Here is a 13,624-nt window from a genome sequence, read left to right as displayed (position 1 = left end):
AGTTATCGCGATCTCTCCTTATCCAGCTTCTCGATCCATTCAGCGATTTTTCCGCTTGCTTGCAAAAATTCGCGATCCGGAACGCTGTCCGAACCCGACAAACTCTCCAACTTCTCCAGGATAACCTGCAGTTCCGACGCAGCCCGCTCTCCGGAGCGGGAACGCACCGTTTCCACCCATTCGGAGATCGATGCTTGCGCTCGTACTCCATACCGGTCCTGCAGCCGTTGTCTGACGTACATTTCCTGCTCGCGAAGCAGATGCCCGTTCAGCCGGCGTTTCCGGAACCAGCCGGTTACCGCCAGCAGCGTCTCGTCCCCGCGCCGCACGATCCATTCCCTCGGCGTATGGACCGGGCCGAACCGTTTCCCGCGAATCCAGAGCCAGCCGAGGAACGCCAGCGCCAGCTGAGCGTAAACGGCCAGCAGCCAGCCGGGGTATACGGCGAACAGGCCGGGCTTGGACGTAATCCCGTGATGATACTCGTCGATCCATACCGTCCGTCCGGCGGACAGCCCGCGCAGAATCGGCCATACAAGCTCGAAGTGGCCGTGCCGGTCGATCGTATCGTTGCGCAGCCATTCCGGCGTCAGAACGATCGTAATCGTTCCTTCGCCATACCCGCGGCTCGCCGCCAGCGTGCCGAAATCGTCGGTCAGCAGCTGCTCCGACGGCTCCGCTCCCTGCAGTCTGTATCTCGTAACCGGCTTGTCCGTTAACGCTTCGACGGCTGGCGATCCGGGCCAAAGCCGTTTGACGGGAAACGCACCGTCTGCGGTCTCCGGAGTTTTCTCCAATTGCTCCCCGTTCATGCCGGCCCATTCGTCAGGCCGCTGCTGAAATAGCAACAGATGGTTCCCTCGCTCCACCCATTGAAGAACCGAATCTTGTTCTTTCGGGTCGATACCGCCGGCCGCCGGCTGAATCGCCGCCAGCACGCCTCCGGTCACCGTCCCCGGCAGCTGCGTCCAAGGCTGCCGCCACTGGCGCACGTCGACCGCGACTCCTTCGATCATCTCGGCAGCTGCCTTCGTTCCGTCCAGATCGGCGGAGAACGATAGATACGGAGCCTGATCCGGCGCCTTCTCCCGGACAAGAAACAAGCCGGCTGCGAGGAACAGGACGACGGCCGCGGCCAGAACCGCCAGCGGGGACCACGGTTTGAGTCTGCCCCCTCCGCTATTCGCCCGTAGCATATCCATCCGCCTCCCCCGCCGTCAGCCTTGCTTCGATCTCCAGCCGCAGACGGACGACCGAATCTCGATCCGCCTCCATGCTGCCGTACCAGACACGCTCAAACAAGCTTGCCGTGCTGCGGAACAGCGGAAGCAGCTCCGGCTTGCTTGCCTTCAGCTCCAGCGCGTATTCGCCGTTCGCTTTCCACCGTTCCGCCCGCAGCCATCCGCGTTCGTTCGCATCGATCAGCAGTGCGAGAAACAGATACCGCAAGCATTCTTTGTAGTCGGACGACCGTTCCGCTTGCAGCGCCTGTTCCATATACCGGCTGGAAGAAGCTCCTCTCAGCTCCTTCTCCGATAGCCCGATTTTACGCAGAACGGTACGGTTGCCGGCCAGCGAACGGCCAATCCATATAAGGAGCCAGATAAGCAGAGCCAGTCCGGCAAGGATTACCGCATAAGCGATCACGTCGGCAAACGTACGGGGGACCGCCGTATCGGGCAGCCACCCCCGGATCGCCTCCCACAATTTGAGGAACAGCCGCTTGAGCGCATTTTCCCCTTCTGCCGCCATAGTCCGGTACGCCCCGTATTCGCTTCCCGACAATATTTCATTCAGCTTCTCCCGGTCGGCGGCCATCTCGGCAGGCGTTATCGCTCGTTCACTCGACAGTTCGGACCCCTCCATCCGGCTCCGCATCACGCATCCGGGTAAGCATCGATTCCAGATCTTTGCCTTGCGTCCGCACCGTCATATCGTAATAACTGACAGCATACACGGACAAAATCAGCGGCGAGAGCAAAATATAAAACAGCGCAGACAAAAGCACTTGCAAAATCGTGAACGGAATGAAGCCGATCAGCAGCAAATTCAAAAACGAAAAAGCCGTCATGACCAAGCTAAGCACCAGGTATACGAAAAACAACCTCCAGAAGCTGCCTTTCGTCAGCCGCCAGCTCGGACCGAGTCCGATTCCTTCCCCTTGAACCGTCACCGCCGGAATGAAATAGCCCCAGCGGATCAGGAAAAACGAAATGGCCGCATAAACGAGCAGAATGACAGCGATGTACATCACGACCGCGGCAAAAATAAATCCAGCACTGCCGTTGAAACCGGCGCTGGACGTTAATCCGCCCATAATTCCAAATACAAAAACCAATACGACGACAAGCATGACGATTGCAAAGACGAGCACCAGGTAGATGCCAAGCATAATAAGACCAAACAGCGCGCTGTTGCCGAATAGCGGCCAAAACCGGCGGAACGTTAGTTTGAAGGCTGTGCGCAGATCCGGCGAATCCCCGTCGTACACTTGCCCGATAAGAAATACCGACGTAGAGAAAGCGACCGGCGTAAGGATGAGGAATGTGACGGGCAGCAACAAAAACACGAAAAACAATATAGCTCCAACACTGATGTTCTCGCCGATCTCGTTGTCGATTGGAGCGGTGAAGGAGCTGCCGAAATTGTCAAACGAAAAGCTCGGATTCGTATCGGCAAATATCCAGGAATACATCAAATACAAAGGACCGTACATCATCAACGCGAGCAGGGCGAATTTCGCGAAATGGCGTCGGTACAGTTGGAAGCTGCGGTCCAGCATCCGGCCGAAACTAAGGGGTTGTTGATGTGGCGTCAATTGGAATATTCCTCCTATAGTTCATGATCCTGATTATTATACCACCCGGTTACGAGGAAGCCGAAGCTTTTTTCTGAAAATCGATCGCACCGCCTGCCTATACCAGACACGCAGGTACGGAAACCCGTGATCCCGGTGCCGCCTCGTTCGCCTTGTAGTCCTTGAACAGCCACAGCTCCGGCGTATCCCGGATACCCGGGATCAGCAATTCGAACGGGCCCGCCGGGAATATCGGAGAACGTACGAAGAGCCGATTGCCGTCTGTCTGCAGGCGGGTGATACCGGCAGGTCTATGCTCCCCAGCCACATATACTCCAAATAACTGCTGCAGATTCCTGCAGCTATCGGGATCGATCCGTTTATTAAATGAGATCATCACCTCGGATAACGAGATCCGGACCGCTTTCCATGGAACCGGCCTCGTCTCGTACATCGTCCCGCCGATATGATATTCGTACGCGGTCCAAGTCGCGTAACCAAGTTGATTCGACGTACCCGCAAACGTATGCAGCCATCCCCGGTCCTTAATCATCGTCTTCGCCGAGCCGATATCCGCTTGAACGCCAAGCGGCAATAAGGGATGCGATGCGCGGATATCACGTACGAACGGCTCGTAGCTGCGGATGTAATCGCCCGGCAGGCGGGCCTTCACCCAATCCGGCCAATGCGTCTGAAGCATATGCAGATCGGGACGCACACGGGCGATCATCGCAGGAGCGTCCAATCCCTGCATTTCTCTCAGCCGGGACGCAGAATCCGGGCCGTCGTCTACGGCCAGCGACCAGGTCGCGGTCCGGATATCCGGGCGTACGTCGCGGGCGCCCCCTTCCCCGTTGATCATCTCGTCAACGAACCCGTTTACCGCATCCACCCGAAACTCCACCCATTTGGTATAAGTCGCGGTATCTCGCTTGTAATATCGCGGCGATAATCGGTTGACAAAATCGGGCATCCGGCAGCCATACCGCCCCATAAACGCTTCCTGTGCCATCGGCCCCACATCTCCATATACGCCTCTGCGGATGCCGTCCCATTCCGGAAAATAAGGCTCGGCAATCTCGATCCCGTCGAAAGGATGTCGCACCAGCAGCTCCGCGATCGTGTTTTTTTTCCACCGCACATAGTCCGTGCTGAAATAAGAGAATCGCCGGTAGCCGTCCTCGACCGGCTTCAGCAGCTTCATCTCCCATTGCGTCCACTCCTTCGGATACCCTTCCGTGGAAAACGTCCCGTTGCCGAGCACAAGCGCCCATACGAACATGCCTCGCCGATGGAACGCCCGGATCAGTTCGGCGTTTATGTTGTTTTCGTTGACTACAAAATAGTGTACGATCCGGTACCCCGCCAGTAAAACTTCCTCGGCGATACTATCCGCAGACCGGTTGGCGTAATAGGGAAACAGCGGGTCCACCTGAATGCTGGGTCCGTATATGCCGTCTGCCATGCCGCTGCGGTTACTTCTTTCGTTTTGCCTTTCGTTCTGTCTTTCGTTCTGTCTTTCGTTCATTCCGGCACCTTCCTTTCGGATTTGTCCGCTTGAAGGCAATAGGCGCGATATCTCGCAATATTTAATGTTATGGATGCACCAATCTGTTTATCGTATGTTCTCTTCACCGAACAAATAAATAAGCGATGTTGGCGCCTTCTATTTTCGGCACAAATGGAAGACAGAAGCAAATAAAGGTGGTTTGCCCTCCTTATTTCATCCATCGGTAAGGTGTATTGCCCTTTCGCGCATAATTGAAGCTTCAAATCGCTCTTATTTCCCCGTACACACCGATTTCGGACAAAATAAAGGGTACAAACCGCTCCTATTCGCTTTCGGTCCTTTCGCGGCTCCCGGCACACGTTTCCCTATTATCGCTAGAATAAACTATGCTCTCTTTTTTCGTCCGGTACGTTATAATAATACCGACCAAGTTATTAAGGAGAGCCTATGTCAGACCTCAAACGGATCGATTGTATGAAATGCGTCCACTTTTATGTCACCTGGGACCCCCAATTTCCGAAAGGCTGCAAAGCGTTCGGCTTCAAGTCGCCGCAAATGCCAAGCGTTACCGTGCTATCCTCGTCCGGCAAGCCTTGTATGAATTTCGAGGCGAAGCGAGCACCCGGAACCCGGTAAGGACGCACCATAAGCCGAATCTGATCATTTACTTACTCGTCTCCCAAAACCAGATCGGAGGTCCCCCGCCGGCAAAATCATGGCCTTCTATCGTCGATTCGATTTTTTCAAGCGCTTGTTGAACTTTGCCGTTTGACGAGCTCCCAAGCAAAGTAGCATGCTGATTCAGGGCCACGAACAAATTGTACTTCTCCCAGAAACGATCGGGGATTTTTCCATCGAAGTAGCCGCTGATTTGACCCGCAGCAAATAATCGGCTGACGGCGCACGTATATTTGGGCAGCTTAAAAAACTCTTCCCACGGGTCGCCCCAGTCAAACCGGCTAAAATCGATTACCCCCTTCAGTCGACCGTTCCGGAAAATCAAGTTCGACGGATGATAATCGTCATGCTGAAAGCAGACCGGACTGTCGCGAAGCAGACCGAAGCTCCGCTCGATGAAAGCTTCAAGCTCCGATTGCTTGTGGAAGCGAAGGCCAAGCTCGCCGACCTTCCTTTTTTTGTCCAAATATTTGGTGTACCTGCGCTCAAACCCGTTTATCTCCGTATCGGGAACAACCTGATGGATCTTCCGAAGCTCTTTCCCTGCTGCTTCGCCTTGCAAGTATTGCTCTTCAGAGGACAGTCCCGGCAGAACGACTTCCCCGCTCTCCCCTTCCAAATAAGTCAGCAGCAGTCCGCATAGCTGCAGCTCGGGCCAAGCTTCCAGCGCGATCGGCTCTTGGCAGCGAACCCCGTTGGTGAAGTGCCTCTTGATGAAATCGTGTTCGTTCTTGCGGCGGCTGTAAGTGTCCACTCTATAGATCCGCAGTAAATAGACCGGCTGTTCTTCCCGGAATAAAGCAAGCTTCACCGCATCCGAGTGCCCTTTCGCCACCACTTCATGCCTATCAAACTCCACTCGCTGACGGAGCTCCTTCAGCAGCTTCCGAATCCGTTCCTCCATCGTAACCTCACCCGCTCGCCTTGTTCTCGACTCCCCATCTATTCCTCATGATATCAAAGACCCGCAGACGTGTCTGCTTCCTTACTTGCTCCGCCCTAATGCAAGTACGCGAAGCCTTCAAAGGGAAAATAATTATACTCATCTTCCCCCTTGCCCCGGCCGCTTCCCTTGCGGACAATAGGATGTGCTGCAAAAAATCCATTGTTCCATAAAGGAGGCATGAGGTCAGTGATATCCGTAGAAGGTTTGCACAAATCGTTTAAAGTCGCCAAACGTTCCACCGGACTGATGCAGGCGGCCAAATCGTTGTTCGTCCGCGAGTTTACCGAAGTCCACGCCTTAAACCACGTATCGTTTACGATTCAACCGGGTGAAATCGTAGGGTATATCGGACCTAATGGCGCCGGAAAGTCAACCACAATCAAAATGTTGAGCGGGATTCTCGTGCCGGACGGCGGCACCTGCAGCGTCATGGGGTATACGCCATGGAAGGAGCGCGTGCCGTATGTGAAGCACATCGGCGTCGTGTTCGGCCAGCGGACTCAATTATGGTGGGACGTTCCGGTGATGGACTCCTTCGAGCTGCTCCGGGATATTTACAAAGTGCCGCAAAAGGAATATAAGGAAAACGTCGAGCTGCTCGTCGATACGCTGGAGCTTCATAGTATCGTTCGGACGCCGGTTCGGCAGTTGAGCCTCGGCCAGCGGATGCGATGCGAAATCGCCGCCTCCCTCCTGCACAGCCCTCAAATTTTGTTTCTCGACGAACCGACCATCGGGCTTGATGCAATTTCCAAAATCGCCGTCAGACAGTTTATCAAAACGATCAATAAAGAAAAAGGCGTGACCGTCATCCTGACAACCCACGATATGAACGATATCGAAGCGCTGGCCGACCGGATTCTGCTGATCGGCAAGGGCAGCCTGCTGTTCGACGGCAAATTGAGCTCGTTAAGAAACCGGTTCGGCACGCGCAAAACGATCACCGCCGATTACCGGGAAACTTCCGTACGTCCGGACATTCCGGGAACCGAGATCGTCTCCTGGACGCCCGAACGGGCAACGCTAAGCGTGAATACAGAGCAAGCGAACATCTCCGAAGTTATCGGCCAGCTATCCGCTCAAGTCGAACTGCTCGATCTCGCCGTGGAAGCGTACCCGGTCGAAGAGATCATCGTGCAGCTGTACCGGGAGTATCAAATATGAAGCCGTACTCGTCCGTATTAAAGCTGCGGCTGCAAAACGGGATGCAATACCGGGCGGCCGCGCTGGCTGGAGTCGCTACCCAATTTTTCTTCGGTTTCGTCTTTATTATGATATTTTCCGCTTTTTACAGCCAGTCCGTTGAAGTGCAGCCGATGTCTCTGCCGCAGCTGGTTACCTATATCTGGCTGCAGCAGGCCTTTCTGGCGCTCGTCATGTTATGGTCCCGCGACAACGAGCTGTTTCAGCTTATTACGACAGGCAATATCGCCTATGAGCTGTGCCGGCCGGCCGGCATCTATGAATTTTGGTATTCCAAGCTGATCGCGCAGCGTCTGTCCAGCGCGATGCTTCGCTGTTTTCCGATACTGGCCGTCGTCTTTTTTATACCGGAGCCCTACAGCTTGTCGCTGCCGAATGACGGCGCCGCCCTTATCTATTTCCTCATTACGATGATGCTCGGATTGCTGCTTGTCGTGGCGATTTCGATGCTCATCTACATTTCCGTATTCGTTACGATGTCGCCTACCGGCTCGATGATTATATTCGGAATCGTCGGCGAATTTTTCTCGGGGCGCATTATCCCGATTCCGCTCATGCCAACCTGGCTGCAGGAAGTCACGTACCTGCTCCCGTTTCATCTGACGGCGGACTTTACGTTCCGGGTGTATACCGGTCACATCCCGCATGACCAGGCGCTGATCGGGATCGCCACGCAAATCGGCTGGCTGCTCGTGCTGGTCGCGCTCGGCAAATGGCTGCTGAGCCGGGCGATGCGGAAAGTTATCGTACAAGGAGGTTGAGCGGGCGATGAAGCTTTATTTCAAATATATGGTCATCTTGTTCAAGTCACAGATGCAGTACCGCGCGTCGTTCTGGATGCTGACCGTCGGCCAGTGTCTCACCCCGTTTATGATGTTCGCGGGATTGTACTTTCTGTTCGAACGGTTCGGCCAGTTGAAGGGATGGACGTTTTTCGAGGTGGCGATGATCTTCGCGGTCACTCATATCGCCTTTGCCATCAGCGAATGTTTCGCCCGGGGCTTCGATACGTTCTCCTCCCTGGTCGCGGGAGGCGACTTCGACCGGCTGCTCGTCCGCCCGAGAAGCACCGTCGTGCAAGTGATGGGCTCCAAATTCGAATTCACCCGGGTCGGACGGCTGACCCAAAGCTTGATCGTGCTGATCTGGGCGATTGCTAGCCTGCCCGTCGATTGGACCGTGTGGAAAATCGTTACGCTGATCCTGATGATCGCTTGCGGCGTTCTCGTGTTTACGGGAATTTTCATCCTCGCGGCCACTTTATGCTTTTGGACGATCCAGGGGCTGGAGGTAGCCAATATTTTTACGGACGGCGGCAGAGAGATGGCCCAATATCCGCTCAATATTTACGAGAAGTGGGTGTCCCGTTTTTTTACATTCGTCATCCCGTTCGCATGTATCAATTACTTGCCGATGCTGTACATTCTCGGTAAAACCGAAGGCAGCGATCTGCTCTACATGATCTCCCCTTTAGCCGGGGTTGTTTTCATAATCCCGTGCTTGCTGGTGTGGCATTTCGGCGTGAGGCATTATCGTTCGACAGGCTCTTGATGGCTTCACGGGTGCGGTCCCGCGAACGGAACGTTCCCGGCTGTGCAAAAAAACCGATTACGGAACCGGCCGCGGCTTGGTTCTGCAATCGGTTTTTGCCGTTTTGGCGAAGTCACCGTCTTTTCACCGGATCACCTGATCGTGCATAATCCGGCGATCGCCAGCAGCCACTCTTTCTCCGCTTGGCGGGCTCGAATCTCATATTGAAGCGGATAACCGGAAGCCGAGTCTTCCTCAACCCAGATTAATTGATTCTGATGCCCGTCCGACAAGTAAAGGCCCTCTTGTCCGTTAACCGCCATCCGTTCAATGCGATGACCTTGTATATCCGGCACGTGTATCCGGCTTTTGGTTGTCGTCAGGATGTGAAACTCAAATGTTTTGCCTCCGTACATGTAATCCAATTGTACGCCTACAAGACGATCGTTCGGAACCAGGTCTCTGACGACTATCCGCTGTCCGGTCCGTTCGCTCCGTTCGATCATTTCCGCTATTTCGTCATCGGTTAAGTTATCGAATCCGTACATCACACTTGCTCGGATCAAGTTGGCACCTGCTGGCAATCGAGGATCATACGGCGCGGCTGCCGCCAGAAGCCCGTTCAGACTCCCCGTCCATTCGACCGGTTTGTAGCAGGTTTGCTGGCTGACTGCACCGTCTGCCGTACCGGCTATATACACTGCAATTCCCATGCCCGGCTTCAACTGCTGCAAGATCCGGTCCATCGGATCGGACTCGTCCCAGGAATCGACACGTATCGCGGATACGGGATTTCCGCTGCCGCTGCGCAGCACCAGCTGCATCACTTTCCCTTTAAGCTCCGGAGGCGGTTCAATGGCGGCTGCTTTGTCGAGTATGGACCGAATCAGCTCGTCCCGGTTGCGCATCGTGATCCCTCCTTCCCAGTTCCCTTAGCCGTCTTAATGCCAGATTGAGTCTCGACTTGACGGTGCCGACCGGGATGCCCAGCAGATCGGCCACTTCCTGTTGGGTCAGGTCGCTTAGATAATGCAGGACGATCACCTGCCGAAGCTTATCCGACAACAGGTCCAGCTGCCCCTTGATTTCTTCGGCCGGCGAATGGGATGTCCCGTCCGCGGCGATGATCCGGTCCGTGTCTCGAACCGAGCAGAGCCGCTCCCTCCTGCGCCGTTCCTTCCACTTTTGCCGTTTATAAGCTTGCTGCTGCCGCAAAGTAATTCCCGACAACCACGCCGTGAATGAGCTGCCCTTGTTGTAGTTCGACAGACAGCGGTACAGCTCCAAATATACGTTTTGGACGATATCCTCGACGTCGCCGCGGTCCGCACCGCATAAGAAATATAAGGTCCGGTATACGTTACGGATCGTTAGATTGTACAACTGCTCAAAGGCACGGCCATCCCCATTCAGCACCCGATCGATTAATTCCGGTGTCGGATCGATTGCGCTCTCCTCCCTCCTTTTGCTTACACTATATTGGTTTTTTTTAGTGAAATCGTTCGGTTATTCTAAAAAAATCTAGGTAAGGAATTATGCCGCAGCCGTACCTATAACCGTTTTTTCAGAAAAAATTGCTTGATCCCGTCCGGGTACTCGTCCAACACGCCGAACACCTCATATCCCATCCGTTTGTAAAATTCAGGCGCCTGATACGAAAAGGTGGACGTGTGCGAAAACAGGCAGCCCATCGCCTTGCCGGCTCTCTCCGCTTCGAGCAGCAGCCTCTTGCCGCAACCTTGACTCCGGTATAACTCGTCGATCCAAAAAACGTCGATGTACATGCAGTAAGAAAATGTTTCACAAAAAATCCCTCCGGCCACCCGCCCGGACTCGTCCCGCAAAAACAGATGAATGTCATGAGCCGGCTTCTTCAGCAGCCCTCCGGTCTCCCTGACGTTATACTCGTACAAACTCTCCGCTACATAGTCGTAATCCTCGTCGTTATAATCATCTGTTATGCTGAATCCCGTATCGCGATCTGCTTCGTCTCCCACTTTTATTCCTCCATCAGTGTTCAGTTCCCTGTTTCTTCTGGTATTCATCCTATTATACATTTTTTGGGCATCGCAACAGAAACAACGTTTTTAATCAATTAGTATTGCCGCATTGTGGGAAATATAGGTTTGACAAAAAACGAAATGCGACATATCATATGAACATATAATCATATGTTATCGGAAAGAAGGTTTCGTCATGGCCGAGTACAAAGTAAAGGGACTTTCCTGCGGGGGCTGCGCCCAAAGACTCGAGGATGAAATCCGGCGGCTGGAGCACGGCAGCGATGCCAAGCTTAGCTACAACTCCGGCAAACTTACGCTTCATCCGCAAATCGATCTCGCCAAGGTCGAACAAATATTAAAAACGGACGGCGCCGCCTTGATCAGGCCGCAGCCCAGACCGCATAAACACGATCAAAATCACGCAGCCGGTGGACATTTGCATAGTCACGGGCACGATCACTCCCATGGTCACGATCACAGCCACGATCATTCGCGCGGGCATGATCATCATGATCACGATCATTCGCACGGGCACGACCATTCGCATGGCGGGTCCCATTCGCGAATTTGGGGGCTGTTGATCACATCGGGCGCTTTGTATGCGGCCGCCCTGCTGCTCGGCGGACAGATCGGCGAACCGTATTTGATCGGTATGTATTTGCTCGCAACCGTTTTGAGCGGGTATACCACGTTTATGCGCGGCTTGAAAAATTTGTTCCGGCTCCGGTTCGATATCGACACGTTAATGACGGTAGCCTTAATCGGAGCGGTTTCAATCGGCGAATGGAAGGAAGCTACCCTGGTAGCCATTCTCTTCGGGTTGAACGAGCTGCTCGAAGGCATGGGCATGGAGAAAGCCCGGCGGACGATGGAAACGCTGCTGCAAGTCGCTCCCAAGGAAGCCGTCAAAGTGGTCAACGGCGTAGAAACGGTCATCCCGATCGAGGCGCTGGCGGTGGGCGATATCGTTCTGGTAAAACCCGGCGAGAAAATTCCGTCCGACGGGACGATTGCGGAAGGAAGAAGCTCTGTCAACGAAGCGGCGATTACCGGAGAATCGATGCCGATCGAGAAAACGGCCGGCGAGTTCGTATTCGGAGGCAGTCTCAATAACGACGGCGTCCTGCGGGTTCGCATTGACAAACCTTACAGCGATTCGTCGCTTGCGAAAATATTGCATTTGGTCGAAGAGGCGCAGGAGACGAAAACTCCAACAGAGCTGTTCATTAACAAATTCGCCAAAATCTATACACCGCTTATTATGATCATCGCCGCACTTGTGATCGTCGTCCCTCCCCTGATGCTCGGGGGCGACTGGGGAAAATGGCTGTACCAGGGCTTGGCCGTACTAATCGTCGGTTGCCCGTGTGCGTTGATCTTGTCTTCGCCGATTGCGATCATCTCGGGGATTGCGCGGAACGCACGGAACGGTATTCTCGTCAAAGGCGGCGTGTTTTTGGAGCAGCTCGGCAAAATCGACATCCTCGCCTTCGACAAAACCGGTACGCTTACGAAAGGCGAGCCGCATGTGCAGCGTACGGTCGTATACGACGAGGAACGGTTTTACCGGGTTGCGGGGGCCATGGAGAAATCGTCATCCCATCCTCTGGCCAAAGCCATCATGAAGGAACTGGATCGATTAAGCATGGTGCCGCCCGATGCCGAGGAGATGCAAAATCAGACCGGAAAAGGCTTAACCGCAAAGGTCGAAGGAACGGCATACTGGATCGGCAGCGAAAAAGCGATCGATCATGTTACACTAAACGACCCCATACGCGCTTCGATCGAGGAGTTAAAAAACGAAGGACTTACCCTCGTGCTGGTGGCGGATGCGGATCAAATTCTGGGTATATTCGGAATCGCCGACAAGGTTCGCGAGGAAAGCCGCCATACGATCGCCGCCCTTCACCGGGCCGGCATCCGCGAAACCGTCATGCTAACCGGAGATCACCGGAAAACGGCTGAGAAGGTGGCGGCTGCCGTAGGCGTCTGCAGTTACTACAGCAACCTCCTCCCGGAGGATAAGGTGGGAAAGATCAAGGAGCTTGAACAGCACGGCCGCGTAGCGATGATCGGGGACGGCATGAACGACGCTCCGGCTCTGGCCGCCGCCCAGCTTGGCATCGCTATGGGGAAAGGGACAGACAGCGCGATCGAGACGGCGGACATCGTCCTGATGCAGGACCATTTGTGTAAGCTGCCCGAAGCGATCCGCATTTCTAAAAAAGTGAACCGGGTTATCAAGTTCAACATCTCCGTCTCGCTCGGCTTGAAGCTGCTGGCGATTCTGCTCACCATACCCGGCTGGCTGACGCTTTGGATCGCCATCTTGTCCGATATGGGAGCGACGATATTCGTAACTCTCGTCAGCTTAACGATTCTGCTCCAAACCAGACAGAAGCAGCTTAGCTAACGGCTCTTCATTCGAACCCTCCGGGCATACGATTCTCGGAGGGTTTTATGTAGTCAGCTCCGCCGCCACAAGCCCGACTCGATCTGTTCCTTTAAACAGCGGCTCCGATCCGCGAGAAACTTGGTCATGTACCGCTCCAGTACGACGAAATTGAAACACTTTCCGATGATACCGTACGGAGAATGAAATTCCAGCGTATCCTTCATCAGCGTTCCTTCCGGATGCTCTATAAAATCGTGGGTATGCCGAAGATAAGCAAACGCTCCCTTTTGCATCTGGTCAACGAACCGGTACGGCCGATCGAATTCTACGATCTTCGAAGTTAACCGCTGCTGGATGCCGAAGTGCGTCGCCTCGAACGTTACGGTCTCACCGCAGCCGATCAGCCCGGACGTCACACCTGCTATCGCTTGTTCCCGCGTATGTTTCCATACCGTTTTCGTATGCAAGCCGATATCCCTTGAAGCATCGAAGCAGCTTTCCATGTCGCTGCGCACTACAATCTCCACATGAACGATTGGCATAATTCCTCCGGTCCGATATA

Annotated in this window: 14 protein-coding genes; 5 read left to right on the top strand and 9 right to left on the bottom strand. The window is 54.3% G+C overall.

The genetic code is table 11. The annotated features are described in order from the left end of the window. Window positions 1-2 precede the first annotated feature (2 nt). The 4 genes from PV433_RS20135 to PV433_RS20120 form a co-directional block, all read right to left on the bottom strand. Window positions 3-1,196, bottom strand: a complete 1,194-nt coding sequence (locus PV433_RS20135; protein ID WP_332073840.1) for a DUF4350 domain-containing protein — start codon at window positions 1,194-1,196, stop codon at window positions 3-5. Continuing rightward, window positions 1,180-1,866: a DUF4129 domain-containing protein gene (locus PV433_RS20130; RefSeq protein ID WP_332073839.1), complete on the bottom strand. Its 687-nt coding sequence runs from the start codon at window positions 1,864-1,866 to the stop codon at window positions 1,180-1,182. The genes PV433_RS20135 and PV433_RS20130 overlap by 17 nt, the downstream gene beginning before the upstream one ends. After that, window positions 1,841-2,818: a hypothetical protein gene (locus PV433_RS20125; protein WP_332073838.1), complete on the bottom strand. Its 978-nt coding sequence runs from the start codon at window positions 2,816-2,818 to the stop codon at window positions 1,841-1,843. The genes PV433_RS20130 and PV433_RS20125 overlap by 26 nt, the downstream gene beginning before the upstream one ends. Before the next feature lie 97 nt (window positions 2,819-2,915). Beyond that, window positions 2,916-4,325 carry an N-acyl-D-glucosamine 2-epimerase gene (locus PV433_RS20120; protein ID WP_332073837.1) on the bottom strand — a complete coding sequence of 470 codons (1,410 nt, stop codon included), beginning with the start codon at window positions 4,323-4,325 and terminating at the stop codon, window positions 2,916-2,918. 429 nt (window positions 4,326-4,754) lie between these two features. Between PV433_RS20120 and PV433_RS20115 the strand changes: the two genes are divergently transcribed. Beyond that, the gene (locus tag PV433_RS20115; RefSeq protein WP_332073836.1) at window positions 4,755-4,943 is read left to right on the top strand and encodes a uracil-DNA glycosylase; all 189 of its coding nucleotides are present in this window, start codon (window positions 4,755-4,757) and stop codon (window positions 4,941-4,943) included. 28 nt (window positions 4,944-4,971) lie between these two features. Here the strand turns inward: PV433_RS20115 and PV433_RS20110 are convergent, their stop codons facing one another. Continuing rightward, window positions 4,972-5,889 (bottom strand): aminoglycoside phosphotransferase family protein, encoded by a 918-nt coding sequence (locus PV433_RS20110; protein WP_332073835.1) that lies wholly within the window; start codon window positions 5,887-5,889, stop codon window positions 4,972-4,974. 228 nt (window positions 5,890-6,117) lie between these two features. Between PV433_RS20110 and PV433_RS20105 the strand changes: the two genes are divergently transcribed. The 3 genes from PV433_RS20105 to PV433_RS20095 are packed head-to-tail and all read left to right on the top strand — an operon-like array spanning window position 6,118 to window position 8,685. Continuing rightward, complete coding sequence (locus tag PV433_RS20105; RefSeq protein WP_332073834.1) at window positions 6,118-7,095, top strand: ABC transporter ATP-binding protein; 978 nt, start codon at window positions 6,118-6,120, stop codon at window positions 7,093-7,095. Continuing rightward, window positions 7,092-7,895 carry an ABC transporter permease gene (locus PV433_RS20100; protein WP_332073833.1) on the top strand — a complete coding sequence of 268 codons (804 nt, stop codon included), beginning with the start codon at window positions 7,092-7,094 and terminating at the stop codon, window positions 7,893-7,895. The genes PV433_RS20105 and PV433_RS20100 overlap by 4 nt, the downstream gene beginning before the upstream one ends. Before the next feature lie 7 nt (window positions 7,896-7,902). Beyond that, entirely contained in the window at window positions 7,903-8,685 is a 783-nt protein-coding gene (locus PV433_RS20095) for an ABC transporter permease (RefSeq protein WP_332073832.1), read from the top strand. Between the two features lie 131 nt (window positions 8,686-8,816). Here PV433_RS20095 and PV433_RS20090 read toward each other — a convergent pair whose 3' ends face one another. The 3 genes from PV433_RS20090 to PV433_RS20080 form a co-directional block, all read right to left on the bottom strand. Continuing rightward, window positions 8,817-9,572, bottom strand: coding sequence for a hypothetical protein (locus tag PV433_RS20090; protein WP_332073831.1), 756 nt, complete (start codon window positions 9,570-9,572; stop codon window positions 8,817-8,819). Beyond that, the gene (locus PV433_RS20085) at window positions 9,517-10,080 is read right to left on the bottom strand and encodes a sigma-70 family RNA polymerase sigma factor (RefSeq protein ID WP_332073830.1); all 564 of its coding nucleotides are present in this window, start codon (window positions 10,078-10,080) and stop codon (window positions 9,517-9,519) included. The genes PV433_RS20090 and PV433_RS20085 overlap by 56 nt, the downstream gene beginning before the upstream one ends. A 134-nt stretch (window positions 10,081-10,214) precedes the next feature. Further along, a complete protein-coding gene (locus PV433_RS20080; protein WP_332073829.1) occupies window positions 10,215-10,661 on the bottom strand; it encodes a GNAT family N-acetyltransferase in 447 nt (148 codons plus the stop codon). 199 nt (window positions 10,662-10,860) lie between these two features. Between PV433_RS20080 and PV433_RS20075 the strand changes: the two genes are divergently transcribed. Then, a complete protein-coding gene (locus PV433_RS20075; RefSeq protein ID WP_332073828.1) occupies window positions 10,861-13,080 on the top strand; it encodes a heavy metal translocating P-type ATPase in 2,220 nt (739 codons plus the stop codon). Between the two features lie 53 nt (window positions 13,081-13,133). Here the strand turns inward: PV433_RS20075 and PV433_RS20070 are convergent, their stop codons facing one another. Then, window positions 13,134-13,604: an SRPBCC family protein gene (locus tag PV433_RS20070; protein ID WP_332073827.1), complete on the bottom strand. Its 471-nt coding sequence runs from the start codon at window positions 13,602-13,604 to the stop codon at window positions 13,134-13,136. Window positions 13,605-13,624: the final 20 nt, after the last annotated feature.

The sequence above is a fragment of the Paenibacillus sp. GYB004 genome (genome assembly GCF_036577605.1).
Taxonomy (GTDB): Bacteria; Bacillota; Bacilli; order Paenibacillales; family NBRC-103111; genus Paenibacillus_AB; species Paenibacillus_AB oceani.
The sequence above is the reverse complement of the archived record's forward strand: the minus strand, read 5'-3'. Positions and strand labels throughout refer to the sequence as shown.